24 protein-coding genes are annotated in these 26,769 nt (G+C 44.4%); 19 read left to right on the top strand and 5 right to left on the bottom strand.

The features are described from left to right. The first annotated feature begins 346 nt into the window (after positions 1-346). On the top strand, positions 347-1,366 hold the full coding sequence (locus tag CGZ75_RS22000; protein ID WP_089526400.1) for a carbohydrate-binding family 9-like protein: 1,020 nt from the start codon (positions 347-349) through the stop codon (positions 1,364-1,366). Between the two features lie 231 nt (positions 1,367-1,597). On the opposite strand, the gene CGZ75_RS25480 is transcribed toward CGZ75_RS22000, so the two are convergent. From CGZ75_RS25480 to CGZ75_RS22010, 3 genes are all read right to left on the bottom strand, one after another. After that, positions 1,598-1,771, bottom strand: coding sequence for a hypothetical protein (locus tag CGZ75_RS25480; protein WP_176444968.1), 174 nt, complete (start codon positions 1,769-1,771; stop codon positions 1,598-1,600). A gap of 238 nt (positions 1,772-2,009) precedes the next feature. Further along, on the bottom strand, positions 2,010-3,161 hold the full coding sequence (locus tag CGZ75_RS22005) for an IS4 family transposase (protein WP_089523815.1): 1,152 nt from the start codon (positions 3,159-3,161) through the stop codon (positions 2,010-2,012). Positions 3,162-3,483: 322 nt separating this feature from the next. Beyond that, on the bottom strand, positions 3,484-3,852 hold the full coding sequence (locus tag CGZ75_RS22010) for a helix-turn-helix domain-containing protein (protein WP_089526401.1): 369 nt from the start codon (positions 3,850-3,852) through the stop codon (positions 3,484-3,486). A gap of 239 nt (positions 3,853-4,091) precedes the next feature. On the opposite strand from CGZ75_RS22010, the gene CGZ75_RS22015 reads away from it, so the two are divergent. From CGZ75_RS22015 to CGZ75_RS22040, 6 genes are all read left to right on the top strand, one after another. Continuing rightward, the gene (locus tag CGZ75_RS22015; RefSeq protein ID WP_089526402.1) at positions 4,092-4,517 is read left to right on the top strand and encodes a hypothetical protein; all 426 of its coding nucleotides are present in this window, start codon (positions 4,092-4,094) and stop codon (positions 4,515-4,517) included. Between the two features lie 132 nt (positions 4,518-4,649). After that, positions 4,650-5,549 (top strand): UTP--glucose-1-phosphate uridylyltransferase GalU, encoded by a 900-nt coding sequence (gene galU / locus CGZ75_RS22020; protein ID WP_089526403.1) that lies wholly within the window; start codon positions 4,650-4,652, stop codon positions 5,547-5,549. Positions 5,550-5,555: 6 nt separating this feature from the next. After that, positions 5,556-6,254 carry a sugar transferase gene (locus tag CGZ75_RS22025; protein WP_089526404.1) on the top strand — a complete coding sequence of 233 codons (699 nt, stop codon included), beginning with the start codon at positions 5,556-5,558 and terminating at the stop codon, positions 6,252-6,254. An 18-nt stretch (positions 6,255-6,272) separates the two neighbouring features. Beyond that, the gene (locus CGZ75_RS22030) at positions 6,273-7,652 is read left to right on the top strand and encodes a sugar phosphate nucleotidyltransferase (protein ID WP_089526405.1); all 1,380 of its coding nucleotides are present in this window, start codon (positions 6,273-6,275) and stop codon (positions 7,650-7,652) included. Positions 7,653-7,666: 14 nt separating this feature from the next. Further along, entirely contained in the window at positions 7,667-9,004 is a 1,338-nt protein-coding gene (locus CGZ75_RS22035; protein ID WP_089526406.1) for a UDP-glucose dehydrogenase family protein, read from the top strand. Positions 9,005-9,020: 16 nt separating this feature from the next. Next, positions 9,021-9,980, top strand: coding sequence for a glycosyltransferase family A protein (locus tag CGZ75_RS22040; protein WP_089526407.1), 960 nt, complete (start codon positions 9,021-9,023; stop codon positions 9,978-9,980). 106 nt (positions 9,981-10,086) lie between these two features. Here CGZ75_RS22040 and CGZ75_RS22045 read toward each other — a convergent pair whose 3' ends face one another. After that, positions 10,087-11,298 (bottom strand): IS701 family transposase, encoded by a 1,212-nt coding sequence (locus tag CGZ75_RS22045; RefSeq protein ID WP_089526408.1) that lies wholly within the window; start codon positions 11,296-11,298, stop codon positions 10,087-10,089. A gap of 191 nt (positions 11,299-11,489) precedes the next feature. Next, a complete protein-coding gene (locus CGZ75_RS22050; RefSeq protein ID WP_141136868.1) occupies positions 11,490-14,360 on the bottom strand; it encodes a PA14 domain-containing protein in 2,871 nt (956 codons plus the stop codon). A gap of 184 nt (positions 14,361-14,544) precedes the next feature. Between CGZ75_RS22050 and CGZ75_RS22055 the strand changes: the two genes are divergently transcribed. From CGZ75_RS22055 to CGZ75_RS22105, 12 genes are all read left to right on the top strand, one after another. Continuing rightward, the gene (locus CGZ75_RS22055; protein ID WP_089526410.1) at positions 14,545-16,524 is read left to right on the top strand and encodes an asparagine synthase-related protein; all 1,980 of its coding nucleotides are present in this window, start codon (positions 14,545-14,547) and stop codon (positions 16,522-16,524) included. Then, positions 16,484-16,606 carry a paeninodin family lasso peptide gene (locus CGZ75_RS24880; RefSeq protein ID WP_141136869.1) on the top strand — a complete coding sequence of 41 codons (123 nt, stop codon included), beginning with the start codon at positions 16,484-16,486 and terminating at the stop codon, positions 16,604-16,606. The genes CGZ75_RS22055 and CGZ75_RS24880 overlap by 41 nt, the downstream gene beginning before the upstream one ends. A gap of 85 nt (positions 16,607-16,691) precedes the next feature. Beyond that, on the top strand, positions 16,692-17,648 hold the full coding sequence (locus tag CGZ75_RS22060) for a phosphoenolpyruvate carboxykinase (ATP) (protein ID WP_089526411.1): 957 nt from the start codon (positions 16,692-16,694) through the stop codon (positions 17,646-17,648). Beyond that, a complete protein-coding gene (locus tag CGZ75_RS22065; protein ID WP_089526412.1) occupies positions 17,624-17,920 on the top strand; it encodes a lasso peptide biosynthesis PqqD family chaperone in 297 nt (98 codons plus the stop codon). Before CGZ75_RS22060 ends, CGZ75_RS22065 begins: the two co-directional genes overlap by 25 nt. A gap of 3 nt (positions 17,921-17,923) precedes the next feature. Beyond that, entirely contained in the window at positions 17,924-18,406 is a 483-nt protein-coding gene (locus tag CGZ75_RS22070) for a lasso peptide biosynthesis B2 protein (RefSeq protein ID WP_245851041.1), read from the top strand. Continuing rightward, positions 18,399-19,559, top strand: coding sequence for a nucleotidyltransferase domain-containing protein (locus CGZ75_RS22075; RefSeq protein ID WP_176444969.1), 1,161 nt, complete (start codon positions 18,399-18,401; stop codon positions 19,557-19,559). The genes CGZ75_RS22070 and CGZ75_RS22075 overlap by 8 nt, the downstream gene beginning before the upstream one ends. A 12-nt stretch (positions 19,560-19,571) precedes the next feature. Continuing rightward, positions 19,572-21,380, top strand: a complete 1,809-nt coding sequence (locus tag CGZ75_RS22080) for an ABC transporter ATP-binding protein (protein WP_089526414.1) — start codon at positions 19,572-19,574, stop codon at positions 21,378-21,380. A gap of 150 nt (positions 21,381-21,530) precedes the next feature. Continuing rightward, positions 21,531-22,280 carry a YveK family protein gene (locus tag CGZ75_RS22085; RefSeq protein WP_245851073.1) on the top strand — a complete coding sequence of 250 codons (750 nt, stop codon included), beginning with the start codon at positions 21,531-21,533 and terminating at the stop codon, positions 22,278-22,280. Beyond that, a complete protein-coding gene (locus CGZ75_RS22090; protein WP_089526416.1) occupies positions 22,277-22,918 on the top strand; it encodes a CpsD/CapB family tyrosine-protein kinase in 642 nt (213 codons plus the stop codon). Before CGZ75_RS22085 ends, CGZ75_RS22090 begins: the two co-directional genes overlap by 4 nt. 231 nt (positions 22,919-23,149) lie before the next feature. Continuing rightward, positions 23,150-24,229, top strand: coding sequence for a glycosyltransferase family 4 protein (locus CGZ75_RS22095; protein WP_176444971.1), 1,080 nt, complete (start codon positions 23,150-23,152; stop codon positions 24,227-24,229). After that, the gene (locus CGZ75_RS22100; RefSeq protein WP_141136870.1) at positions 24,226-25,662 is read left to right on the top strand and encodes an O-antigen ligase family protein; all 1,437 of its coding nucleotides are present in this window, start codon (positions 24,226-24,228) and stop codon (positions 25,660-25,662) included. The genes CGZ75_RS22095 and CGZ75_RS22100 overlap by 4 nt, the downstream gene beginning before the upstream one ends. Continuing rightward, on the top strand, positions 25,659-26,759 hold the full coding sequence (locus CGZ75_RS22105) for a glycosyltransferase family 4 protein (protein ID WP_089526419.1): 1,101 nt from the start codon (positions 25,659-25,661) through the stop codon (positions 26,757-26,759). Before CGZ75_RS22100 ends, CGZ75_RS22105 begins: the two co-directional genes overlap by 4 nt. Positions 26,760-26,769: the final 10 nt, after the last annotated feature.

Below are 26,769 nucleotides of genomic sequence, written 5' to 3' on the forward strand. Positions count from 1 at the left end.
CTCCATAGAGTGGCTTTTTTCATTTTCATATCATCCTTCACGAGCTTGTAGGAGGACAGATGTAGTCCGTTGCCTTGTATGCGGTCCTAAGAATCTACGAACAACTGTCGGTAATCGAGTTTGTAACGATCTGTTGGAACGAGCAAAGAAGGCCAATGACTTAGTTATTACAGTTTTTATCCACGATTGCAGCCACTACTTCGGTTGAAACTACCAACCCACATTACCTGTTTGTCCGCACTCTGGATCATGATACAATGTTCTCGCCAAACAGGGTTTGTTAGGTTATGTTTTTAGCTAAATCCACCTAACATTTTAAAGCGAATGAGAGCAGGAGGAATGATCCATGTCTTACGACAACGTGCCTGAACCAAGTCTTGTTTTTAATCCAAAACATTATGTATGCAGGAAATCCAGCGAGCCACTCGTATTAGATGGCCGTCTGGACAAATCGTTCTGGTCGCAGGTTCCATGGACCGATGATTTTGTTGATATTGAAGGTGATCTGCGGCCGAAACCGGCCAAACAGACTCGCGTCAAAATGGCGTGGGACGACGAATACTTTTATTTTGGAGTCGAGCTCATTGAAGATGAAATATGGGCGACGCTGACCGAAAGGGACTCCGTCATTTTTTACGACAATGACTTTGAGATTTTCATCGACCCGGACGGAGATACCCATCAATACTATGAGTTTGAGATAAACGCCTTCAACACGGTATGGGATCTTCTGCTCGTTAAGCCTTACCGGGACGGCGGGCCTCCAGTGAACGGATGGGATATTAACGGCCTCAAAACGGCGGTTCATATTGACGGGGAAATCAACAAGCCGGGCGCGGCGAACCGCAAGTGGACGTTAGAGGTGGCGATGCCGTGGAGCGCTTTGAAGGAATGCGCCAAGGGCGGCCGTCCTCCTGGAGCAGGGGAATATTGGAGAGTCAATTTCTCGCGTGTGGAGTGGCATACAGATATCGTGAACGGCCAATATGTGAAGCGCAAAAATGAGCAGACGGGCAAACCGCTACCGGAAGAAAACTGGGTGTGGTCTCCTATGGGCATCGTCAATATGCATTATCCGGAGTTATGGGGATTGGTATGGTTCTCGGAAGGCGACCATCCGATAGACACTAAACTGCCACAGGTGGAGATTGCAAAATGGGAGCTGCGTAAGCTCTATTATCGGCAACGGAAGCATTATACGGAGCATGGACAGTTTTGCGATGATCTCTCTGCATTGATGAGCGATGATAGCTGGACCGTTGAGCCTCATCTGGAGGCTACCAAAGGAATGTTCCATATTTCCGCGAGGCTGGCATCTGGGGAACAGGTTCATATACGCGAGGACAGCAGGGTGTGGGTATCCTAATTCTAAGTGAATAGATTGCTTGAAATATACGATAAAAAATAGACAGCTCCGGTAACCACTCGGAAGGCTGTCTATTTATTTTTCATGCAATTTTGAGACGATATGTATCTGGTGAATATATACGGTATGTAGCATGAATGTGTAGCGAGGAACAATCGATCCGCTTAATCTCATTAATAAGGCATACTTCTAGGGGGGAAGAGTCCTCAAGAATGGGAAAGGCTTACGACATCAAGTCCGTTTGGGGGAGTTGTGCTCATCCTGCACTTCAATCGGCAAACTCTGTTCTCCGAAGATTTCTTTCATGGCTGTAGTCGGGTCGATACCGAGCTGTTCGAGCACTTGTCGTACATCCAGTACCTTCACAGGAGGTCTCTCGTTCTTCTCTTGATGCTTATTATCCATTTCCTGTACCCCACTCCCATTTCCTATATTTTTTCTCTACGTATTGGGAACATAGGATAAAGTATATCTGACCACTAGCGTTGCATAAACCTTCACAATAAAATAAATTGAATATTCAAACACACTATCGATGTCAACAAAACCAAAAGGTCGAACTCCTCTCAAAGGTAGTCCTGTCCATTTGGTAGTTTATGTATATTCTGCTACGTGAATACCAACAGGCCTCAGGCCCTTTTGCTCAGGTTGAATTCAACCTTCGGCGTCCTGCCGACTTGCGGCTCGGTGGCCGATGAATCCGCCTTAACCATTGCTCTGCCGGCTTCCACAACAGTACCCGGAGCCAGCGGCTTAGCATCAGCAGCGAATGCGGCGTCTGCGTCTTTTTTTTCACCAGCACGAGCAGGCAGTAGGCAATGAGCGCCATCCAGACCTGGTTTTGCACGGCCCGTTCGCTGGTGCCGTAAAACCGTTTGATTCGAAGATGCTGCTTCATCCACTTGAAGAACGTTTCAATTGCCCAGCGGCTCCGGTACATATCCGAAATCTCGTCGCACGTCAGTTCGAAGCGGTTGGTCACTAGGATGAGCAGATTTCCTTCCGAATCCGCCGTTTCAATCATGCGGTACTCCCGCTTAGCCCGCTTGGACGCCGATCCGATCCGTACGCGTTCATCCATCGTCACCCTGCTTTCCATCGGGATGGGGAAGGATTCTAGGGGTTCAATGACAGCGTTGTTTTTCAGCCGGGTGACGAAGTGGATGCCGCGCTCCGTGTAATCATCGAACGCCTTGTAATCCACATAACCGCGATCGAATAGATACGTGGCGCCTTCCTCGTCGATAAGGGCGTCCATCTGTGTACGGTCGTTTTTCTTCGCCGTCGTAATTGTCGCACGCTCAGGCAGAACGCTCTCTTTCCCCATAAACGCCAGACGTAGATGAATCTTAATGCCCGCTTTGGTTTGACGGAATTCGGCCCATTTGTATCTCTGCAGGCACAGGGAAATGGTGGTCGAGTCGATCACCTGGACGGTTTTACGATCTGCAGCCGTGGCGCCTTCGCTACGTAGGACCTTCCTGGCTAGCTGCTCAAACAGATTTTCGAGCAAGGCAGGATTCACCTGGTTGTTCTTGCGGCATAGCTGGCTAAACGAGATGGACTCAAAACCCAGTTCTTGCTGAAAGTCTTTGCTCAGGACATCATCTGCAATGCTCCGGAGTCCTTCGCGCTGTTGAAGCTGGGCATGCAAGAATAGTTTCAAATAGGCCGGAACCGTAAGCTTCTTGACGTAGGCATCTGCGTGATTCTGAGCAAGTTGATCTAAAAACGTTGTTGAAAAAATGGGTGCAACCCATTTACCAAATGAAGAAAATAGGGTATCCTTATCCATGCGCTGATCCTTTCAGTGGATTATGGACAGGAACTACCTCCCATACCCATTGTAAAGGATCTTTTTTTGTGTCGAAATAGGGAAACTGAAGATTTTGAACATTCGGAAATTATTTATGCAACGCTAGTGATATCTGACCTAGGACGCAAAGACTGTCGGAATGTGAGGTTATATTGACAGAAGAAAACAGGAACATTTGTCGAAATAGGACTGAAGAATCAGTAAAATGTCTAAAGTGATTCAAATTATCTATGTGTAATAAGATGCATGGAAATTAAAAAAAACCTGCTTATAAGCAGGTTTTATGAAAAATAATTCTTTATTATTTCATGGAACGGTTAGCCCGAATAAAAGCAATAAACATCTTGGACTCCTCCGTCGTAAGCGGGCTGCCATCGATAGAGAAAGCAAACTTCTCCAATATCTCCTGATCGGACAGCTCGATACTGCCAGCAAAATCCCTCACATCCGCATCAAGCGTTGAATCCGGATTGTCAGTTCTTCCCACCAGATAGTCGATGGACACTTGATAAATATCGGCAAATTTAGCGAGCGTATCTGTATCCGGCTCACGTCGGTTTTTTTCGTAGTGACTCAAGGCTGCGCGGGATATTCCAAGCGACTGAGAAGTCTGTTCTTGAGTCCATCCACGCTGTTCCCTCAGACTTGCAAGCCGAGATCCAATGTCCACTTACGTACCTCCTAATTCTCTATATATTCAAGTTTAATACGGAAACGTCCAACCTCAAAGGAATGATACAAAAAGACGCAATTTTTGGAGAGAGGCATGAAAAGTCCTTGACATGTTACGAATCGTATCGTAAAGTTGGGAATACAAAGGATACAATTCGTATCATATTTAAATTATTCTACCCTACCAGTGACCGCTTCATACTTCGGCCTGGCGGCGGCATTTGTCGGAGGTGAACCATGGTTATTTGTCGGAATACGGAGACTCGCGCTGACGCAATCCCCCGAGTGAGGTTGAACCGGCAACTGCTCGCCGATCTTCATATCTCTCAAGTCAGGGGAGAGGCTGTCGTATCGAGCTCACGAAAAGTCCTCTTGCATCATATGAGCACGGACGGGTTAGAATTCTCCACAACTCTCCGTTTCCCTGTCGATGAACAATACCGGCTCACCTTCAGTGTACAAATGGGACGTAAGATTGTTCAGTTAAGCGGCATCGTGACCTCACGCGCCAAACAAAACTACCTCTATGAATACGATCTTCGCATCTTAGATCGGTCGATTTCCAGAACAGAATGGATAAAAGAGCTGAACGAATGGATTCTACGCCATCGTCCTTCTCTTCCTGAACATAAAGTCCACTATGCTTATCGGAACTTGAATTAAATATTCGTCCTAATGTCATTTAGATAATTATCCCACAATAAGTCTGCGTTTTCAAAGGAAAACAAGAGAGAGAAACGCAGTCTGAATTTTGCAGCCAAAGAAGAAATAGAGAAATAAGGGTAGGTGAGTGAGATGAGAAAAGTACGAAAAGCAATTATTCCAGCAGCAGGATTAGGAACACGTTTTTTGCCAGCAACAAAAGCGATGCCAAAAGAAATGTTACCGATTGTCGACAAACCAACCATTCAATACATTGTTGAAGAAGCCATTCAATCGGGAATTGAAGAAATAATCATCGTGACTGGAAAAGGGAAGCGGGCAATCGAGGATCATTTTGATAGCGCCTTTGAACTCGAGCATACCTTAATTGAAAAAGGGAAATTCACTTTGTTGCGTGAAGTGCAAAAATCCTCAAACTTGGAAATTCACTACATAAGGCAAAAAGAAGCAAAGGGTCTAGGGCATGCCGTTTGGTGTGCACGAAAATTTATTGGCAATGAGCCTTTCGCCGTGTTGCTGGGTGACGACATTGTTCAGGGTGAAATCCCCTGCACGAAGCAACTCATGGATCAGTATGAAAAAACAGGGAGTTCCATAATTGGGGTTCAGGCTGTAGGAGTTGAGCAAACAGAGCGTTATGGCATAGTTGATCCGCTTGAATGTATCGATCGCTTAATCAAAGTGAATCGTTTCGTTGAGAAACCAAGCAAAGGAACAGCACCTTCTAACTTGGCTATTATGGGCCGTTATGTATTTACTCCCGAAATATTTACTTTCTTGGATCAACATCAGATTGGTTCGGGCGGAGAAATTCAACTGACTGATGCTATTCAACAATTGAACGAGACGCAAGGAGTCTACGCTTATGATTTTGAGGGAACTCGATACGACGTAGGGGAGAAACTCGGGTTTATACTAACAACATTAGATTTTGCTCTACGCAATGATGAACTTAAGTATCCCTTGATGACCGCCCTAGAAGAATTGGTTGAGAAATATTCCAAAAGCACTCATTCCTTAGGATTAGGGTGATTGTAGATGAGTCTAATTCCCAATAAAGATAAGGCGGAGGTTGTTTTAGAATCTTCTCCGTACTACGCAGCTTATGCTTTGGAGCCAAAATGGAATATCAGGCTCTATATCCGAATAAAAAGAGCGATGGATTTATTGCTGGCCGGATCGGGCTTGCTCTTGTTGTCGCCTGTTTTCTTTTTACTGGCCCTTATTATCAAAATTGAAGATCCAAGAGGTTCGATCATTTTTTCTCAAGTACGTGTTGGCAAGGGTGAAAGAACTTTTCGTATGTATAAGTTTCGTTCAATGGTGGCGAATGCAGAGGAACTGCTTCCTGCTTTGTTGGACCAAAATGAGATCGATGGCGCCATGTTTAAAATGAAAAAAGATCCTAGAGTTACAAAGATCGGATACATAATCCGCAAAACAAGCTTGGATGAATTACCTCAGCTATGGAATGTAATTCGAGGTGACATGTCTCTGGTTGGCCCTCGTCCGCCGCTCCCTCGCGAAGTTGAAATCTATACGACTTATGACAAGCAAAGGCTGCGTGTTACGCCTGGCTGTACCGGATTATGGCAGATAAGCGGGAGAAATAATATTGATTTTCCTCAAATGGTTGAGCTTGACCTGGAATATATTCGTAATCGTTCCATTATCAATGATCTAAAAATTATTATCCGTACGATTTTAATGCTCTCAGGCTCAAAAGGCGCCTATTAAAAGTCAGGAGGACGTCAGATGAGAACTGTACTTTTATCAGGAGGATCTGGAAAACGTCTTTGGCCATTGTCCAATGATTTGCGATCCAAGCAGTTTCTTCCTTTGTTGAGAAATGCAGAAGGCAATGCGGAGTCGATGGTTCAACGCGTCTGGAATCAATTGAAAAAAGCAGGTATGAGTGAGAATAGCTATATTGCAACCAGTCGTTCTCAGCTCGAAGTGCTGCAAAGCCAGCTGGGGCAGGATGCTGCTGTCATAGTCGAGCCGGAAAGAAGAGATACTTTTCCTGCTATTGCACTTGCATCCACATACTTATATTCCATTGTTGGCGTTCCACTAGATGAGGTTATCACGATAATGCCAGTGGATCCTTTTGTTGAGGATTCTTTTTTTCATACCGTTCAAAGCCTAGAAGCTGCTATGCTCAATGCCAACGCTGAGCTTGGGCTGATAGGGGTTGTACCCGATCATCCTTCAGAGAGCTTCGGTTATATTGTGCCTGTAACGGACCACGATCAAGAAACGGAAGTATTTAAGCTAGTAAAGGGCTTCAGAGAGAAGCCAAAGCTTGAGGAAGCGCAGGCATTGCTTGAGCAAGGGGCACTATGGAATTGCGGAGTTTTTGCTTTCCGGCTGGATCTAATGATTAACCTGCTCATAGAGATGAACTTGCCTATTCAATATGAAGAAATGATTAAGCAATACAGCAAGCTGCCCAAAAATAGTTTTGATTATGAGGTCGTCGAAAAACTGAAGCATTTGATTGTAACTCCTTATAACGGAACATGGCGCGATCTTGGCAGCTGGAGCATGCTGGCAGGGGAGATGCAACAACCTGTTATCGGGAAAGGGGTAGTCACGGAAGATTGCGTCAATACCCATCTTATCAATGAATTAGATATTCCTATAACGGTAATCGGGTTATCGGAGACGATTGTTGCAGCAAGCCCCGACGGCATTCTCGTGTCTTCAAAATCAGCAAGTTCAAAGATCAAGGACTTGAATGGCGATAGTGCTCAAAGGCCTATGTTTGAGGAAAGACGTTGGGGATCTTACAAGGTGATCGACTATGTCAAATATGAGTACGGATATGAGGTGCTGACGAAGCGTATCCGCATTTCTATAGGTAAAAATTTAAGTTATCAGTATCATCAGCATCGAAATGAGATATGGACCATTACATCTGGCGTTGGCGAGTTGATTCTGGATGGAGTTTACAAAACATTAAGAGTCGGTGACGTGGTAGAGGTTCCAGCGGGAAGACGGCACAGTGTAAGAGCGATTACCGATCTGGAATTTATTGAAGTCCAGAATGGCAGTCAACTGAATGAAGAAGATATCGTGCGGCTTTCCTTGGAGTGGCAAGACATACTTTTGTATGTGGAACAGACGGGTTAAGGGGCGGTAATGGGATGAAAATAGCGGTAATCGGTACTGGTTATGTAGGCCTAGTATCCGGAGTTTGTTTTGCGGAGATTGGCAATGAGGTCATCTGCGTCGATAAAGCTGAGGACAAAATTGTTTGTCTTCAGAACGGTAAAGTGCCCATCTATGAGCCTGGATTAAAGGAAATGATTCATAAAAATGTTACAGGCGGTCGACTGGCATTTACGACAGACCTTCCTACAGCCGTGGCAGCCACTGAGCTTATTATCCTTGCTGTTGGAACACCCTCCTTACCTGATGGCCAAGCCGACCTCAGTTATTTAATAGCGGCTGCAGAGGAAATAGGCAGAGCGATGAATGGTTACAAGATCATTGCTATAAAAAGCACTGTCCCCGTAGGCACAAATGAGAAGATCCGCAGCTTGATTCAGATGCATACCATTTATCCTTTTGATATAGCTTCTATCCCTGAGTTTCTGCGTGAAGGCTCAGCAATCAGCGATACTCTAAATCCAGATCGAATTATAATCGGTGTCGACCATGAAGAGCCGATTGCTGAACTGCTAGAGCTGCATCGTCCTTTGACTGATCAAATACTTGTCACCGACATCCGTAGTGCGGAAATGATTAAGTATGCGTCCAATGCTTTTTTGGCGACCAAAATTTCTTTCATCAATGAGATTGCCAATATATGCGAGAAAGTTGGGGCGGATGTAAGTCAAGTTGCTACTGGAATGGGATATGACAAAAGAATAGGCCCTTCGTTTCTACGTGCCGGAATTGGTTATGGCGGATCTTGCTTTCCTAAGGATACAGAAGCACTCATTCAGATTGCCGGAAACGTAGATTATGAGTTTAAGCTGCTTAAATCTGTTGTTGAAGTCAATCGTGATCAGCGGTTCAATATTATCCGTAAGTTGGAGCTCGAGTTATCTGATTTGAAAGGGAAAACGATTGCGATTTGGGGGCTGGCCTTCAAGCCGGAAACGGATGATGTCCGAGATTCTCCAGCCATTGAAATTATCCAAACTTTATTGAGCCGAGGGGCTCAAGTCAAAGCTTATGATCCTGTTGCACAAGATAATTTCAGGCGTCAGTTAACTCATTCTTCCTTAACCTACTGTTCCACAGCAGAAGACGCCGCTGCACATGCGGATGCTCTTTGTTTGTTGACGGAGTGGAAGGAGTTCCGCGAGATGTCTTTAACACGGCTGGAAACGCTGCTTCGCAACCCTCTGTTAATTGATGGTCGCAACCAATTTTCGGAAGAACAATTGGCCTCCACTTCGTTCATTTATTATTCGGTAGGACGTCCGAATCTCAGTAAAGGGATCAAAGAGCCAAGACCGGTTATTCTGTTCTGATGTGGAGGGAAGAGTTATGAATATGCCTACGATTAGTGTAGCCGTGCCTACCTGCGGAAGACCCCATTATCTTGAAGAATCCCTGAATTCAATTATGGCTCAAACGAGATTACCCGATGAAATCGTTGTAAGCGAGGATGGGGCGGATCTCCAGACAAAGGAGATTATAGACAACTGGAAACGGAAAATGGAAGGTAAAGTAAGACTTATGCATGTTTCAAATACACCGGGTCTTGGGCAGCTCGCTAATCGTCAGCAGGCCATTCAACTTGCAAGTGGAGATTATATCGCCATGCTTGATGACGATGATATGTGGTTTCCTCCGTTTTTGGAAAAGTCATTCGTAGCATTGAAAAATGAGCCGGAAGCGGCATTCTGTTCTGCCAATCATAGCTTTATGGATGATAATAGTATTGTAATCGCTGAAAAAAGTAAAGAGTTTGAACAATACTGCGGCAGATCAGGTATGGAAAGCGGGCTTTATAGGGATGTATTCAGAAGAACATTAGTAAATAAGGCATGTGTATTCTCTCTGCATGTAACCTTATTCAGGAGTAATGCATTGAAAGCTATAGGATACTTTCAAGCTTACGGTGGACTTGTCCCTGATTATGCTCTTTTTCTTAAGCTTGGCGCGAAGCGTTTTAATGGAATTTTTATTAAAGATTACTTGGGTAGCTGCCGAATTCATAATGGCCAGCAGTCTAAAAAAAGACTAGAGAATTCAGTCAGCAAGGTTGAATGCCTGACTATGACAAGAGAGCAAACTGCAGTAGGCTTAAATCAGCAGGAGCGGGAGCTGCTTGAAGCAAAGTTGCGAGCTGCTATTCTGGAATGTTCCATTGCCTATGCCCATGAAAATCGTAGACGGGATGCTTTAAGACAAGTCGGTCAAATGGGCCAGGTTGGTTACCGTCTATGGCCTTTTAAACGTTGGGCTGTGCTGATGGCATTAATGGCTGGTGTGAAAAAATAAGATCAAGTGCTTGCCGAATGGCAAGTATTTTTTGAGCTTGGACTTTAAACTAGAAACTTAATAACTATAAACGAGCAAAATCGGATACAGAAAATCCTAAATACACTTAGGCCAATTTAAATTGTTTACGAACAACGTCAAACGGAATCCCATTCTGACCGCAATCGTAGACAAACTGGAGCCGATCCAGTTGGACTTGCTTACGAACGGTACGCAATCCATCGCCAAATGGGCAAGGTCGTTCTAGACCGGTGGTACAGTACAAATGCGTCCAGGCCAGCAGCGCCCACAGACGGATAAAGGAAGTTGCCGAACGAACCTGGTACGTGTCGAAACCCAGGTTATTTTTAGACTGGCGAAAAAAGATCTCGATCGGCCAACGTTTGCTATAGTACGTGGAAATCGTTTCGGCATCCAAGGAGACGTCGGTGCACAAAAAAGCACGTAGGGCTTTGGGCACGCCAAACGCTTGCTCTGGCCAGCACAGAAGGACAGCGGCATTTTCAATATCATTTAAGGTGCCTTCATATCGATACGTCCAGTACGAAGTTCCGTTCACGGTCACAAGGCGAACGTCTTCTTTGCGAATATGGGCGGCAAAATCTTGCACGGAAATGCGAATGCCTTGCGGGTAAATGATTCGATTGGTTTTAAGACCCCCTATTAGGTGATACCCAGCAGAGGCGTAGCTATCAATGACCCGTGTACCTGTAAACCAAGAATCGACAAGCACATAGCCGCCATGAGGTGGAAGTGGAAGCGTAGCAGCCATCTCGCACACGTGATCGATTTTCGTATACGGGGTGCCGTCGGGATTCGTTTTCGTTTTGTCGTACAAGTCAATAGAGTGAATTAATGAAGTGTCACTGCTTTGGACCACCGTCGCTTGCACTTGATGGCCCCATACGATTTTTCCTTCCAGATGAGAATGATGAAATCCGGTCTGTTCTATCGGAGATTGTGCCTGTGACGAAGGCTTGGTCTTCTTGGAGATCGTATCATCATGAATGACAAACAGCGGCTCTGCCGTCTGGTTGGCGATTTGGACCACGCGCCGAAGCGACTCGTTCTTGACTTTATTTTGCAACACCGTTTCATCCCACTTGCCTTCAGCCAGAAAGTGTCCAAGCGTTGTACGATGGCAGTTACTATACTCGGCCAGATCCACAACCTTGCCACGAAAGCCTTTCGCCGTAGCGGCTGCCATGTATGTCTCGATATGCGCGACGACAGGTTTAGAGTAGTAAAGCGGCAAACGCTGCTGTAACAAGTAGTTGCGTAGCGCGGAATGATCAGGTACGATGACGGTATGAGACATAGCAATTTCTCCTTGGTGTGAAAATCGGTTGTGGTGACTACTTTTTACCACAAGGAGAACGCAATGTCTCTATTTTTTTGTCATTTTACAGTTCACTGGAAGTGAATTTGCTCATTTATAGTTAATAAAAAGAAACTCAGCCCCTTCAATTTCTTAGGAATCGAAGGGGCTGAGCTATGTCATGGAACGAGTTAAGGCTGGTTTTCCCACCAGACACCTCGGGTATCATAATCCCAGTTTGGAAAACGGGTTGTCAAACTGTCATCATTCGTAGTAAACGATACTTTTACGCCGTCTCCCTTTTTAAAGTCTGGAAGCTGTACAGAAGCTGGCGAATTTCCGACCAAGTCAATCGTTGTTTCATTAATGCCTGCTGAATCAGCCGGAACTAAAGTTTTGGCTACAGTCTCGCTAGCCCAATATAAAGAAATAAAAGATTTTCCTGAAGAATGAACATTTAAGAGAGTCATTTCGAGCTCATAGGTTTTACCAGCTTCTAAGTAAATCTCATTCGCTTTTGGCGACGTGCCGCAACCGGAAGTAATGGGCTGATTATTGACTTTCAAAGAAGCATTACATGATGCTGTGTCCATAATGAAGGAGTAGTGCTCCGAAAACTTTGGTCTCAATATCCCCTTCCATTTCCAATAGCCTTTAGTCAATGCCGGCATCATATCTTTATTAATAAGAGGGATTTGATAAGTTTGCAAAGGCGCTGGATCTTGTTTAGATGCATATTTTTCAAGAGTGAATGCACCGCTGGATCGAGCCGGATAGGTCCCCCAGCTAACGATTGCTTTTCCCGAAACATTGGACTTGAGGCTAAATGAAGCACCAGCATTTGAACTTGCAGCAACTAATTCGGTTTCGGTAAGCAGCGGTCCCGGGGCTTTTTCCTCGACCATCAATAATCTTGGGTAATCCACCGTATTCACTTCCACTGTCAGTGTATTAGGGGAGCTATTTTTAATCACTACATTTTCTTTTTCTTGTGTTATTGGATCCAAAACGTATACCTTCGCATCTATACCCGCTACATTGGACAATGTAATTTCAAACTTCTGCGGAATCATCGTATAACGTTTTGGATCTAAAAGACCGTAGGAGCCCTGGAATGGTTGAGTCATATTCCGTGTCACCACATAATAAGCGATAGCGAATCGTTTATCATTCAATTGATAAGGAAGAATGGCAAGATCATCGCGGTTATATCGGTCTGGGTTGGCAGTGCTGCCATCACCTTTCCAGACAAGTCTTTCCACCGGTTCAACGACTTTCTCGACATGAAGTGCTCTTGTATTCTTAATAGGCTGACCTTCACGCATGATTGCACTGAATGTCTTCATAGCCTTTATTTGCGGCCCAGCAGCAGCTCGCACCTCATCCGTTAACTTGTAGTTATTCGCTTTAAGCACTTTAAAAAACTTATCTGAAAATACGCCATGATTCAAATCTCCGCCTTTTGCCGAATAGATATTGACCGTTTGAATTCCTTTATGAGAAGCCATAGTCAGAAGTCTTAAAGTAGTTTTAGCACCAATTTGCTGCATGAGCGATGTTAAACGAGGGTCTGTTTTGCGGACTTTTGCTTTTTTCATGAGCTCATCGGCAAACGGGCCTCGCCACCAGTTGGTTTCGGTCATCCACACTTGAGCAGATTGGCCATTGCCATTATTGGCATATCGTGAATGAAGGGTCCATGGGCCGGGAAACGGTTGAATATCTCTCACCACAAACTCGGTTTTATAACCGTAAAACCAGTACTCTGGCATAGCAGCGACATGGTTAGGAACAAAAACCTCTTTCCCAGTTACAGACTGACCATTGGAATAAAGATGTTTGTAACGAAGGGTTGAGTCACTTTGCCTCGTGATCAACGAATTGGCTGAATACTCAGTGTAGTAGTGGCGGCTGAATCCATTTTGACCATTCAAAAGCTCAGTTCCGTTATCCCAAGGCCGTTGATTAGAGAATCCATTAATAACATTTACATTAGGTAAGCGGTTTTCTGTGTCTTTGATATATTGAATCGTAAGGGGCAATAAAGTAATGATCCCCTTTGAAGTACGATCTCCCTGAACGAGGGTATACTCTTTGGAAAACTTGATTTTTTTCTCATAGTAATGATTTATGTCCAGAAACTGGCTTCCGAATGTAAGCTCGTTCCAAACTTCCAAGTCAAAACCGGCATCATCTTTATTTTCTGTATTCAAGATGCGCTTTACTTCAGTTGTTAATGTTTTAACGTATTTAAGCCAGCCTGCATATGTTTGAGCGCCATATGGATTTACTTTACCATCACTATACTCAATGCCAGAAAAGGGACGATATTTAAGCTGGGTCAATTTCAATTCACCAGCATTGAGATTTTTAGTCAATGGCGCGGAAAGTTTGAGACGGCCTGTTTTTGCATCTACGTCCGTAATAATCGGATACATCGTTTGATAGGCTTGCCCTGAAAGACCTGTAAAGTTAGGCTTAATGTTCGAGGTAGTGCTTACATATATTTCACGAGCCCCTTTTTTTGCGGCTCGTTTTAGTTTTGTTTTGACAAGTTTAGAGGGAACTGGATTTCCTGAGTTTGCATTTAGAAGAATGATTGGGCGCAGGTTATGTTTCTGTAAGGCTTGAAGAATTATTGACATATTTTCCTTCGCATGAGGTACAAGCTTTGATTCGTTATCAAAGGATATATTCCCCCAGCCTATTTCAACTCTTGCAGATCGAAATCCGGCTTCAGCCAATACTTGCGCGGTTGCATCTGCCTCCTTGGCTGATACCCCATTAAATACAACTCCGGCCGTTTCCAAAAAGCGGTTCCCATCCCATGTATCCATGTAAGATCGCCATGGAGATAAATTAAATGATGCCGTACCAAAGGGAACCTCTTGTTGTCTCCAATCCGTATAGGATGAATTTAATACTCCCTTTTCTTCAGCTGCACTTACTTTCAGTGGTATAGAATTATTATTGAAAATCAATATCAATGTAAAGACTGAGATCATAATTAAGCTCGAAAATAAAAGTAATCGCTTTTTTTGGTGATTAGCCGACCCATTCATTGTACAATTCCTCCACTCTTATCTTTATACATATTGTATCAAATCAGCTATGTAGTTACCAACATAAGGATAAAAATTAAGTTGAATTTTGTCTAAATATATTGCTTGACAGTAAACTCAGAAATACAGTATATTTTAGTTGCTACAATATGTATCGCTCTGATTCAACTGTAGGAGGAGAGAGATGGGGGCTATCGCAGGTTATTCCAATCAAGAATTAAGTCTACCTATTAATATCGTTTCCGAGCGAATGATGTCCCATTTCGAATGTTATCCCTCCGATCATATTGGAAACTGGTTCGATAAGACCATTTTTATTGGCTGTGTATCCCAGTGGATTACACCAGAGGATATTGGTCTTCAGCAGCCAAATGTCTCTGGTTTCGAAAAAAAAATAGTGCTTGCGGCGGATGCCATTCTCGACAATCGCTCGGAATTATTTGAGAGATTATCTCTCAGGAATTGGCCCGACCGGGTCATAACAGATTCTGAATTGATCCTTCTGAGTTATGAAAAATGGGGTGAAAGCTGCCCTGACTACTTGATCGGTGATTTTGCATTTATGCTTTGGGATACAGAAAAACAGCAATGGTTCGGGGCAAGAGACTTTTCTGGTAATCGCACTCTCTATTATACGCAGTCGGAAGGAATGTTTGCCTTTTGTACACTCATTCGTCCGTTGCTGCATTTAACGGAAATAGATTCTGCTCTGAATGAGCAGTGGGTAGCAGAGTTCCTTGCAAATCCTGGACGTATTGAAACAATGGATCCCAACAGCACCGTGTTTCAATGCATCAAACAGCTCCCTCCGTTTCATAGCATTACCGTAAAAGATGGACGTACAACAATCAAGCGTTATGGGGAAATAAAGCCAGAAAACATAGGACGCCTTAGTGATGCGGAGCATGTGGAGGCATTTAAAGAACGTTTTAGTACAGCAGTCACTTCTCGATTGCGTACTCACCGTCAGGTTGGCTCTTTTCTAAGCGGTGGCCTGGATTCAGGTGCGGTGGCAGCTTTTGCCGCCAAAGAGCTTAGACTTAGGGGCAAGCAACTGCACTCGTTCAGCTATATTCCGCTTGATGATTTTGAGGATTGGACAACCGGAAGCCGATTAGCAGACGAGCGGCCATACATAAAAAGTACGGTTGAGTTTTCTGGAAATATACGAGATTCCTACTTCAGCTTTGCGGATCGGAGTCCATTATCTGATATAGATCAATGGCTGGAGACGTTGGAGATGCCTTATAAATTTATTGAAAACTCTTACTGGCTCTCTGGAATCTTTGAAAAAGCAGAAGTTTCTGGTGTAGGCGTTCTGTTAAATGGGGGAAGAGGAAACTATACCCTATCGTGGGGACCGGCACTGGATTATTACGCTCAGCTAATGAAACAGTTTAGGTTTCTAGATTTATACAAGGAAATATCCTGTTACTCAAAAAATCGTGGAATCGGCCGAAAAAAACTGCTTTCTTTAATTAAATCAAGAGCATTCCCTTCCCGGGGTTCAGCCCGACCATTAACTCCTCTTGAACAAATGATTAATCCTGAATTTGCAGCTACAACCAACATCTACGAAGGTCTTGCTCATTCAGGGGTTTACAAAGCAGGTGCCCCTTCTTCCACGATGTTCGAGGCAAGAAGCCGGCAATTTGAGCAGGTCATACATTGGACGAACAGCGGGGTCAGTGGAACAAAACTTTCTTTAAAACACAAGGTTTGGTATCGGGACCCTACGAATGATCGCAGACTGGTGGAATTTTGCCTTGGTTTGCCTGTTAATCAGTTCGTTAAGGATGGAATGGATCGAGCTATGGTTCGGAGGGCAACTCAAGGGCTCTTGCCAGATCGAGTGAGACTGAATTATAACATTCGCGGAATCCAAGGAGCCGATGGAATTCTTCGTATGAAGGACCAATGGTTGCAATTCCTGAATGAGATGGAGCAGCTCTGCAAAGATCCTCAAATGGCGGTATACATGAATATCCCCATGATTCAAAGAGCAATAAGTGAAAATAGGAAGCTGCCCGAGGCTCATGCCGTTTATGGCGGAGATTTTGCAATGATGATGCGTGCCTTAGTGTTATATCGCTTCATTAATAAAGTGAAAGGGGGTGAAATACATGAGCAAACAATGGAACAAGCCATCTCTGGAAGTTCTTGACGTTAAGCTGACGCTCGCAGGTCCTGGCGTAGCTATACCGGACTCTTTTGATCCAGATGAGGAAACTCAACATCATAGCTGATGTTGCTCCCATGAAAAAGGCCCTTATGCTGCAAGGGATAAGGGCCTTTTTCATATTAATGCCATCGTTTAGGAGTGAGGCGAGAATGATGGATTATTGCTATCAGGTCTTTGGACTAAACTTTCACAGCGATCTTCCTTTGACAGAGCTTTTGGACAGTTATGCTGATCTACTTAACACGACTCCGGATTTTGTCATCGTCAGAGGCTCGCTTCAAGATGACTGGAGAGAAGTTTCTGGCCAGAGTAAAAATACCTTTTTGTCAGAAGGTAGATTATTGTTCCGCATTGAAGGAACGGCACTATTTGAAGTACTGGACGGACGAACAATACGATATGATCCGGAAGACAATGTTAAGCTCGATAAGCTCAGATTGTACTTGTTGGGTACTTGCATGGGTGCGCTGCTTATGCAAAGAAGAACATTGGCTCTTCACGGGAGCTGTATCCAAATTGGCGAAAAAGCTTACGCATTCGTTGGACATTCTGGTGCAGGAAAATCGACGCTTGCAAACTGTTTTATGCAGCGTGGATGTTTGCTTTTATCGGATGATGTTATTGCATTAGAAGGTTATGAAGCTGGGGTGCCGATTGTTAGTCCGGCTTATCCGCAGCAGAAGCTTTGGCAAGAAAGCCTTCAAGAGCTTGGTTTAACTAACGATGAATATCGCCCTATTTTTGAGAGGGAAGCAAAATATGCGATCCCTATAAAAAATAGGTTTAAAAACAGTCCTGTACCGCTAGGCGGCATTTTTGAGCTTGTTCAGACGGACAACGAGACAATGACGTTGAATGAATTAAACGGACTGCATAAACTCGGTGTTTTGCATCAGCATACTTTCCGTAAGTCTCTTATTGAAGGGATGGGCTTGAGCGATTGGCATTTTCAGAGCTTAACCGCTCTTGCGGCGTCTACAACGGTAAAACGGCTTGAACGGCCCGGAAAAACGGCCGGCTTTACTGCCCCATTGATGGTAGACAGGTTGATAAGCAAACTTGAAAAAGGAGATGTTCAGCAATGGCAGCAACAATTAATGTTTTGAGCGTTGTTTCTCAGCAGCCTGGTCTGCTCGCGAGTGATATGGATGGAGAAAAAGTCATGCTGAGCATCAGTGATGGTAAATATTATAACCTGGGAGCTATTGGGGGAAGGATATGGGAGCTCATAGAGACTCCTTGCACGATCCAGGAACTAAAAGCTCAACTGATGCAGGAATACGGCGTAGCCGAATCAGATTGCGAAGAGGATCTTTCTGAATTCTTGAATCAGCTGCTGTCAGAGAAACTCATTACTGTAGAGCCTGCGGAGGGTTAAAGGGTGAAGCTTAGTGCTTCGATACGCATCTTTTTCAAGCTGAAAAAGGGCGAAAAAGGGCTGCTACTGGAAGCCTTTTGTTATTTGGCTCTTGCCAGAGTGATGGTCATGATCCCCTTTGCCAAAATGGTACCTTGGCTCGGCGATGCACATGCAGAATCACCTAGGGAGATAGTAACGGAAAAGAAGCAGCTAAAACAGATCTCCTATTTCCTGCATATGGTTGCTCGAAACACTCCATTTGACAGTAAATGCCTCGTAAGGGCAATCGCGGCACTGAAAATGTTGGAGCGGAGAGGCTTTGAAAGCACTCTCTACCTAGGTACTGGTAGAAATGAAGCTGGCCAGCTTGGAGCCCATGCTTGGCTGCGCTGCGGATCGGTTTATATCAGTGGTTCAGATGAAATGGACAACTATACAATTGTTGCGTGTTTTCATCGCAAGGTCAAACGCCATAAAGATAAAGAGGGCTGGTCGCATGGATAAGGAACAAAGCTTACTTTACGCCATTTTTAAGAGCTACTGTGCGGATGAGAAGCTTCAAGAAGTTCAATTGTATGAGCGAGTAGATTGGAATAGCTTTCTTCAGTTGGCAGGCCATCACAGAGTGCTGCCTCTGCTTCATCATTTTTTCAAGGCGGAAGCAGATCATTCAATTCCTGACTTTGTATTAAAAAGACTAAGGGAAGAACATCGAGATAATTTATTCAAGATGATGATGCTTGCAGGAGAATCAAGCCGAATCCATGATGAACTGGAGGTAAGCGGGGTTCGCAGTTTATTTCTTAAAGGGCCGACGCTGGCCTTTGAGCTATACGGGGATTTATCCCTAAGAAACTCTTCTGATCTGGATATTTTGATTGATTTAAAAGCTGTATCGGGCAATTTATTTACGCTGGACCGATTGATGGAACGTTTAGGCTATCAAACGGACGACTTCGAGCCGTCTTTGTTCAATGAATGGAAGTGGCGGCAGCATCATCGTACGTACTACAATTCACTTACAAAAACCTTTGTTGAAATTCATTGGCGACTCAGTCCCGGACCTCTTATGGAGCCGAGCTTTGAAGAATTGTGGCGGGAGAGGCGCAGAAGTAATTTGCCCTCTTGTTCGGTTTACTATCTAGGCTCAACCCACTTATTTTACTATTTGACGCTGCACGGAGCAAGACATGGGTGGTTTCGTCTTCGTTGGCTGCTCGATATGGATCGGCTGCTGCGAAGGAATGTAGATTGGGATGCCGTACGTAAGCTTCTGCGCCGGTTCCAGGCGCTGCATCTTGGTGATCAAACGCTATTGATGGCCTCCAGAATATTGAATACTCCTCTTCCAAGCGTTTTTCTACCGATTCGTCCTGGTTCAAAAGGGGATCAATTGACTTCGAGACCTTCATACTATTTAAAGGAAACCATTAATGTGTCCTCCACTCCCCAAGCTGGTTTTATCAGAGATCATAAGCGCTATTTGTTCTCAATGAAATCGCCTCTTCATAAATTCCTGTTCCTTCTCAGCTTGTTCCATCCATATCCACAAGATGAAAAAACGATGCCTTTGCCAAAACCTTTTCATTTTCTATATTTCCCATTAAGGCCATTTTTATGGATTTGGCGTAAAGCAAGGCAAGAGCCTTTGCTTTAGAGGAGGGAGCCTATGCGAGCCGTACTCTTTTTTCTTCGGAAAATATGGGCTTTTGCGGGATCGAAGCTGTATATGAATATTGCTGGCATGGTTGCAGTCAGCTTGCTTGAAGGAATCGGAATTTTACTGCTTGTGCCCATGCTGAAAGCGGGTGGCATTGGCGGTTTTCAGTCGGGGTCAACACCGCTGTCTCCATTATCTTCGCAGCTTTCTCCTGAAATGATCTTGCCTGTTATTCTTCTTATTTTTGTTTTAGTTATGCTGGGTCAGGTTTATTTCAAAAGGTTTGTAACGCTGCAAAATATGAGAATCAGTCAAGAATTCGATTTAATGATGAAAAAAGAAACGTACCAAAAGATTTTGGATGCGGAATGGTCCTTTTTTTTGAAAAAACGCAAATCGGATCTAATCAGTTCGATGACCAGCGAAATCGGCAGAGTAAATGGAGGAGTTACGCTTAGCCTTCAAGTACTCGTTTCAGTCATTTTTACTATGATTCAAATCGGAATCTCCTTCTGGTTGTCGGTACCACTGACAATAAGTATACTCATTAGCGGATCTCTCATTTTTTTATTTTCAAGGAAGTTTCTTCGTCGAGCAAGGGGGTTGGGTTCTCAATCCACACAATCTGCTCGAGCTCTGCTGGCAGGTGTATCGGATCAATTGAGCGGGGTAAAGGAAATTAAATCCAACCAACTCGAAGCATCAAGATTACAATGGCTGGATAAGGCAACACGCAAAATTCACCAGGAGCAGCTAGAATTTTTCCGTTTAAAAACTTCGACTCAGCTATTATTTCAAGTTTTTTCTGCCCTGTTAATTGCAGGCTTGGTTTATGCTTCGGTTCAGCTTTTTCATACGACCCTGGAGCAGCTTCTTCTAATCCTCGTCGTATTTTCTAGACTATGGCCCCGTTTCTCCGGCCTGCAATCCAGCTTAGAGCAGATTGCTTCCTATTATCCCGCATATGTAAGCCTGGAAGAGCTTCGCAACCAATGTGATGAAGCCAAGGAGTTGACGACTGAATTTGTTCGGGATAGTGGGCTTACATTCAATGACTCATTGGAATGTCGCAAAGTAAGCTATCGATATGAAAAGGATAGCCGTGCATATACATTGCAAGATATAAACATAAAAATACCAGTTAATTGTATGACTGCTATTATCGGCAAATCTGGTGCGGGAAAAAGTACGCTAGTTGATTTATTAATGGGTTTACTCCATCCAGATGAGGGGGAACTTCTGTTGGACGGCGTTTCTCTATCCCAAAAAGATCTAGTAAAAATGAGACAGCTAATTGGTTATGTTCCGCAGGATCCTTTTCTATTCAATGATTCATTGCGAGGAAACCTTCTGCTCGTGAAGCCGGATGCGTGTGAGGAAGAGTTATGGAAGGCGCTTGAGTTTGCTTCGGTGGATCAGTTCGTCCGAGCGTTGCCGGATGGGCTGGATACCCAAATCGGAGATCGAGGCATTCGATTATCAGGAGGGGAGAGACAAAGAATCGTTCTGGCTCGGGCAATGCTGCGAGCACCGGCGATTCTTGTCCTTGATGAGGCTACAAGTTCACTAGACACGGAAAATGAGACGAAGATCCAAGAGGCGATAGCGCGTCTGCAGGGTCACATAACCCTAATCATCATTGCACATAGGCTATCGACCATTCGCGAGGCCGATCAAGTACTTGTTGTTGATGAAGGGCGTATTGTTCAAAGTGGGAAGTTTGGAGAGCTTGAACGGGAGAAGAAAAGCTTGTTTAATCAGATGCTTCAGAATCAAGGATATGAGACAACACCGATTGCATACAAATCATCGATTTAATACACAGAGAGAGGACTCGGTACAACGTCAGTCCTTTTTTTGTTTTGTTGAGTTTCCGATTGACAAGTTACAATATGTATCATAAACTGAGGAAAGACAAAGATACAATCTGTATCATAATGGAATGGATCGGAGTGAATGGTCTTGGATATGGATATGAAAAGGTACGTGATTGCACTAAAAAAGCGGTTGTGGATGATTATTATTTTATTAAGTATCTCGACTGTGTCTGCATATTATTACACACAGCAGCTCACACCTAACTATTATTCCGCAAGCTCGAAGTTCATTGTCAATAATACAGTCGAAGTTTCTGGTGGGGAAGTAATTGATTTTTCATCCATTGGATCGAGTATAAGGCTCATCGACACGTATAAAGAAATTATTCTTACCCCCGCCATTATGGACAAGGTCGTCGTACAGTACCCTGATCTTGATCTCACAGCTAACCAGCTTCTATCCATGATTCGAGTAAGCTCTCTTAATGAGACGCAGGTAATGACTTTGACCGCTACCGATACGAATCACGGTAGAGCCGTCAAAGCTGTAAATGCGGTTGCGAAGGTGTTCCAAACGGAAATTCCTAAAATTATGAAGATTAATAATGTAACTATATTGACTAGCGCGCAGGAGAGAGAAAATCCGAGACCATTTGGTCAAAATATCAGCTCCAATGTCATGATTGCAGCAATTGCAGCATTATTGCTCTCCTGTGGTACGGTCATTTTAGTTGAGTATTTGGATTCGACCATTAAGCAGGAGGAAGATATCGTTCAAGCAACTGGGGCCGATGCTCTTGCCATCATTCCTAAATTATCTAAAAGGCAGCTGAACCTTCCGCATAAAAAGAAAGGGCATTCCGCCCACTCCACGATGAAAGCGGGAGAACAAGCGTTATGAGTATACAAACAGGCAGTCTCAGTCCAATGTTGGAATCCATTCAGGTACCTCTGTTGAATGACTTATGCCAATCCTTAAGGGCTACAATTGACTTTGCTGCCGCTCGGAGCAATATTCAATCAATCGCCATAACATCCCCCTCACCTCAGGAAGGCAAAACTACGATTATTGTTCAATTGGCAATTGCCTATGCTCTTGCTGGAAAAAAGGTTTTAATCGTTGACGCTAACCTGCGTCGTCCCAATCTTCATACTCTTTTTAATCAGCAGCGCCGTGAAGGATTGGCAGACTATCTGGGCTTAACGATCCCTTTGGACGACGTGATTAGACCTTCGGGAATTTCCAACCTCGACTTAGTGACTTCAGGCTCAATGGTCTCCCATTCAACGCAATTAATGTCTAGCGACAGATTATTGGATCTGTTTAGGGAAGCTAGCACTCGTTATGATCGCGTTTTGGCAGACACTTCATCGATGCTTGAACTCGCTGATGCACAGCTCGTTGCTTCTGCCTGTGACGGAGTGCTCTTAGTGGCTGAACATTCCAAAACCCGTCGAGATCAACTTCAAAAATCCTCCAAAATGATTATGCAGTTGGATAAGCCTTTGCTGGGAACCGTGTTGAACAAACAACGGTGATTGTTCTAAACATAGGTAAGGCCTGCTGCACCTCTACCACTGCAGGTACTCGGCAATGCTGTGGGTCCTTGTGACCTTAGACGACATTCGTCAAGGGTATTGCGTGAGGTGGGGTTGGATGCCCCAATACGTTGCAATCCCCGCAGCAATGCTGCGGGGATTGTTGTTAACTTCGAAATTCAATCTGTTCATTTATGAAAAAAGTTGAAAATAGGGAGGGACACTATGGAGATGGCACGTAAATTAAAGCTAGCCATTGTGGCTTTTGAACTTCCCTCTACCAAGGAACGTACAGGTGGAGTAAGCCATTTTAATCATCGGTTATGCAATATGCTGGTAGAAAAAGGTCATGAGGTAACCGTATATTCGGTTCGAGAAGCGGTTCCGGATGCTCAATACGAGGTTAAACTCGTTCCAGGCGCGATTGGAACAGGTCGATTCCATCGCTATTACAAGGCCCCATGGACTTCCAAATGTATTGATTTTGCTCCATATGACTTAGTTGTTTCAAGCGGAGACGATTGGGCAATGAAACGTGGAAGTGTTCCTTGGATTCGAATTATGCATGGTAGTGCCAGAAGAGAGTTGCAGTTCAACAAACGGATGCTTCGAAAGCTCAATCTGTCTTTCCTATACGTATTGGAGGTGCTATCGACGCTTCGCTCCGATATTACGTTGTTCAACTCCAATGATACTCGCAGATTATACCCGAATCGCCAGTTGGATCGAATTGAGCATCTGCCTGTTGATACTAGAGTTTTTTATCCCGGGCCCAAAAACCAGCAGCCTACGCTCATGTTTGTAGGGGCGCTCGATAGCCGCAAGCGAGGCGGATGGTTGAAGGAACTATTTACTCAGCAAATCAAGCCTGCAGTACCAGATGCTAAATTGATCATGGTGTGCAACGCGGGCGAGCCGGCAGATGGTATTGAATACATTGATATGCCATCTCAGCTTGAATTGGCGGAGTTATATCGCAGCTCTCATGTCTTTTGCATGCCATCAACCTATGAAGGTTTTGGTATTCCCTATTTGGAGGCAATGGCTAGTGGAACGCTTGTCGTAACTACACCAAACCCTGGTGCTATAGAGGTGCTTGGAAACGGTAAGTACGGACGTCTTGTTAATGATGTGGAGCTAGGCCAAGCGTTGATTAAGGCATTAACTAATCTGGGCAATCATGGGAACGAGACAGAACCTGCTCTCGAGTGGGCCAAAAGTCATGACTGGAGTGAAATGATAGAAAATTATATTCGTTACAGAGAAGTAGTAAAACCAGATCAACTGCTGTCGAATGGAGGAAAGGCGTGAGATTTTCAGGAGAGCTCCATCCTGGATTTAGACCATTGCTTTCATGCGTGCGAACTCTACTTATCCTCATCGTTGGTTCGCTAATTGCGGTATTCATCGGACGTTATGCCAGTGGCAATCCTGAGCTTCTTATGCAGGGATCCATTCTTGCAGCTGTGCTCATTCCCGGATTCATACTTGCCGCCAATGACTCCAACAGGTTAATTCCTTATGTGATTACGATTTGGTTGATTGGACCTGAATTGCGTCGTTTAAATGACTGGGTTCTCGGTGACTATAGCTCTTTGACGCTGCTGAGTTTAACACCTTTAATTACTACGTTACTGCTGCTGATACCTGTTGGAATAAAACGGGTCAGAATCGAGAATTCAGTGGCTAAGGTGCTGAACGCTTATTTGATTCCTTTCCTGTATGCTGCTGTTTTAGGTGTTTTATTGAATAAAACCGCTGGAATCTACAGCACAGGCAACTACTTTATACCTCTGCTTATTTTTGTTTATATGATAGTCAAAAGGCCAGATGATCAAGTGAAACAGAGCTGGCTGAAGACAATGGTAACGATGGCTGTACTGCTTTCTGTTTATGCCTGGATTCAATATCTCATTCTTCCGCCATGGGACTTGATGTGGATGGAGGGAGCAAAGATGGTTTCATTGGGCAAGCCAGAACCACTTGGTTTCCGGCCATTCTCTACGTTGAATTCAACAGGAACACTGTCCGTTTTTCTGGTTGCAGCCATCCTCGCAGGCATTTCTTCCCCGCAAGTCCGCAAACCATTTGGAATGATCGGTGTGATCATCATCATTTCAGCGCTTGGCATAACCCTTGTCCGTGCATCCTGGGTGGTCTTGCTCATTTGCTTGCTGGCTTACGTTTTATTATCCTCCAAGAAGAATAGGCTGAAATCGTTGGGGGGGATCTGTATCCTTTTTGCGGGCACCTATTTCGTCTTGCCTCTGCTTCCGGGCGGGGCAAGCATGATGGACCGAGTAGGTACTTTTGGTAGCCTGGGTGAGGATCATTCTGCCAATGCTAGATTGAGCATCGTTTTTAATACGATTCCTGAGTTGTTTACCCGCCCACTAGGCGGGGGCTTTGGCTCCATAGGCAAAAGCACAGACTTAAACGGTGGAGAAGGAGCATTCAATACCCTAAATTCAGTGGATAACGGTTATTTGGGTGTTTTTGCAGTGTTCGGGCTAGTAGGCGGATTGCTTTTTTTTAGGGCTCTTTTCATGCACTGGAAACTTATCTATAAGGGGGCTGTCCATAACACTTATCGAGTGTTAGGACTTGTTTTTCTGATTAATTTAATGGTTGCCTATGTTTTTGGAGGCGAGCTGGTCAGTATGTCGGCTCTTATCTTCTGGTTTTTCACTGGCATGGGTGTACAGCAAAGCGAAGAGCAACTTGGAAGGAGTCTTATGAATTGAAAGAAAATATTCTCGTTGTCAACCATGCTGCACAGACGGGAGGAGCCGAGCGAGTTCTACTCAACTGGCTAACGCAGGTGGCAAAAGATCGATTCCAAGTTAAGGTTGTACTACTGGCTGAAGGTCCGTTAGCGGACAGCATTAAGGAGCTTGGTTTCGACGTCCAGATTATTCCCTCCGGAAGAATTCGTCATCCACAGGCTCTTATGAAGACTATATCTTCTTTGCGCCATATGATTCGGCAGCACGAAATTCAAAAGGTAATCAGTTGGTCACCCAAGCCTCATATGTACGCCGGGTTAGCCGCTTGGCTGGAGAGCATTCCGGCGATGTGGTGGCAGCATGGTGTGCCAGCCAACACGATGTTTGATAAGGTGATTAGCCGTATACCTGCACAGGCGGTGTTATGTCCTTCCGAAATCGTATCTGCTGCACAAAGTAGAGTTAGAGCTAATCCTCGGACAGTTGTACGTTATCCTGGAATTGTTATGGAACAATTCCAGCTTAATCCGCAGGTCCGTGCTCTTACTAGAAGAGAGCTTGGAATTGAAAGTGACACTTATGTATTTGCCTTTATTGGTAGGTTGCAGAAATGGAAACGAGCTGATGTCGTAATTGAAGCCTTCTACTCCTCACTCAGGGACAGGAATGCTCATCTTCTGATTATTGGCGGTTCCCTCTTCGGTGTTGAGGAGGAGCTTGAAGAAGAGCTTAAAAAGATCACTCTAGAGCGAGGAATAGCCGACAACGTTCATTTTCTTGGTCATCAGAGCTCAATTGAGCCTTTTTTATGGGCTAGCGACGCGGTCGTTCATAGCTCGATCAATGAGCCCTTCGGCATGGTAGTAGTGGAAGCAATGGCTTCGGGAAGACTCGTGTTGGCCGTTAACAGCGGCGGTCCATCGGAAATTATAACTCACGAGGCGGATGGACTTCTATATGACGGAAGCTCAGCTCAGTTAGCCGGCTTAATGTCAGACGTATTAGATCGGCCTAATCATTATGCGAATGTCGCTAAAAACGGCATCAAAACCGTAAACGATCGCTTCTCGGCTTCGGTCATGGCCGGAGGAATTGAGAAAATTGTGTTGGCATAGAAAGCAATAA

It is taken from the genome of Paenibacillus herberti, from assembly GCF_002233675.1.
GTDB classification, from domain to species: Bacteria; Bacillota; Bacilli; order Paenibacillales; family Paenibacillaceae; genus Paenibacillus_O; species Paenibacillus_O herberti.

Excerpts from the sequence above, each read along its gene's own strand:
- CGZ75_RS25480 (WP_176444968.1), bottom strand. The coding sequence starts at position 1,771 with ATGGATAATAAGCATCAAGAGAAGAACGAGAGACCTCCTGTGAAGGTA.
- CGZ75_RS22055 (WP_089526410.1), top strand. The coding sequence starts at position 14,545 with ATGGGGGCTATCGCAGGTTATTCCAATCAAGAATTAAGTCTACCTATT.
- CGZ75_RS22095 (WP_176444971.1), top strand. The coding sequence starts at position 23,150 with ATGGCACGTAAATTAAAGCTAGCCATTGTGGCTTTTGAACTTCCCTCT.
- galU (WP_089526403.1), top strand. The coding sequence starts at position 4,650 with ATGAGAAAAGTACGAAAAGCAATTATTCCAGCAGCAGGATTAGGAACA.
- CGZ75_RS22000 (WP_089526400.1), top strand. The coding sequence starts at position 347 with ATGTCTTACGACAACGTGCCTGAACCAAGTCTTGTTTTTAATCCAAAA.
- CGZ75_RS22040 (WP_089526407.1), top strand. The coding sequence starts at position 9,021 with ATGAATATGCCTACGATTAGTGTAGCCGTGCCTACCTGCGGAAGACCC.
- CGZ75_RS22050 (WP_141136868.1), bottom strand. The coding sequence starts at position 14,360 with ATGAATGGGTCGGCTAATCACCAAAAAAAGCGATTACTTTTATTTTCG.
- CGZ75_RS22005 (WP_089523815.1), bottom strand. The coding sequence starts at position 3,161 with ATGGATAAGGATACCCTATTTTCTTCATTTGGTAAATGGGTTGCACCC.
- CGZ75_RS22015 (WP_089526402.1), top strand. The coding sequence starts at position 4,092 with ATGGTTATTTGTCGGAATACGGAGACTCGCGCTGACGCAATCCCCCGA.
- CGZ75_RS22030 (WP_089526405.1), top strand. The coding sequence starts at position 6,273 with ATGAGAACTGTACTTTTATCAGGAGGATCTGGAAAACGTCTTTGGCCA.
- CGZ75_RS22080 (WP_089526414.1), top strand. The coding sequence starts at position 19,572 with ATGCGAGCCGTACTCTTTTTTCTTCGGAAAATATGGGCTTTTGCGGGA.
- CGZ75_RS22035 (WP_089526406.1), top strand. The coding sequence starts at position 7,667 with ATGAAAATAGCGGTAATCGGTACTGGTTATGTAGGCCTAGTATCCGGA.
- CGZ75_RS22060 (WP_089526411.1), top strand. The coding sequence starts at position 16,692 with ATGATGGATTATTGCTATCAGGTCTTTGGACTAAACTTTCACAGCGAT.
- CGZ75_RS24880 (WP_141136869.1), top strand. The coding sequence starts at position 16,484 with ATGAGCAAACAATGGAACAAGCCATCTCTGGAAGTTCTTGACGTTAAG.
- CGZ75_RS22025 (WP_089526404.1), top strand. The coding sequence starts at position 5,556 with ATGAGTCTAATTCCCAATAAAGATAAGGCGGAGGTTGTTTTAGAATCT.
- CGZ75_RS22090 (WP_089526416.1), top strand. The coding sequence starts at position 22,277 with ATGAGTATACAAACAGGCAGTCTCAGTCCAATGTTGGAATCCATTCAG.
- CGZ75_RS22065 (WP_089526412.1), top strand. The coding sequence starts at position 17,624 with ATGGCAGCAACAATTAATGTTTTGAGCGTTGTTTCTCAGCAGCCTGGT.
- CGZ75_RS22085 (WP_245851073.1), top strand. The coding sequence starts at position 21,531 with ATGGATATGAAAAGGTACGTGATTGCACTAAAAAAGCGGTTGTGGATG.
- CGZ75_RS22045 (WP_089526408.1), bottom strand. The coding sequence starts at position 11,298 with ATGTCTCATACCGTCATCGTACCTGATCATTCCGCGCTACGCAACTAC.
- CGZ75_RS22075 (WP_176444969.1), top strand. The coding sequence starts at position 18,399 with ATGGATAAGGAACAAAGCTTACTTTACGCCATTTTTAAGAGCTACTGT.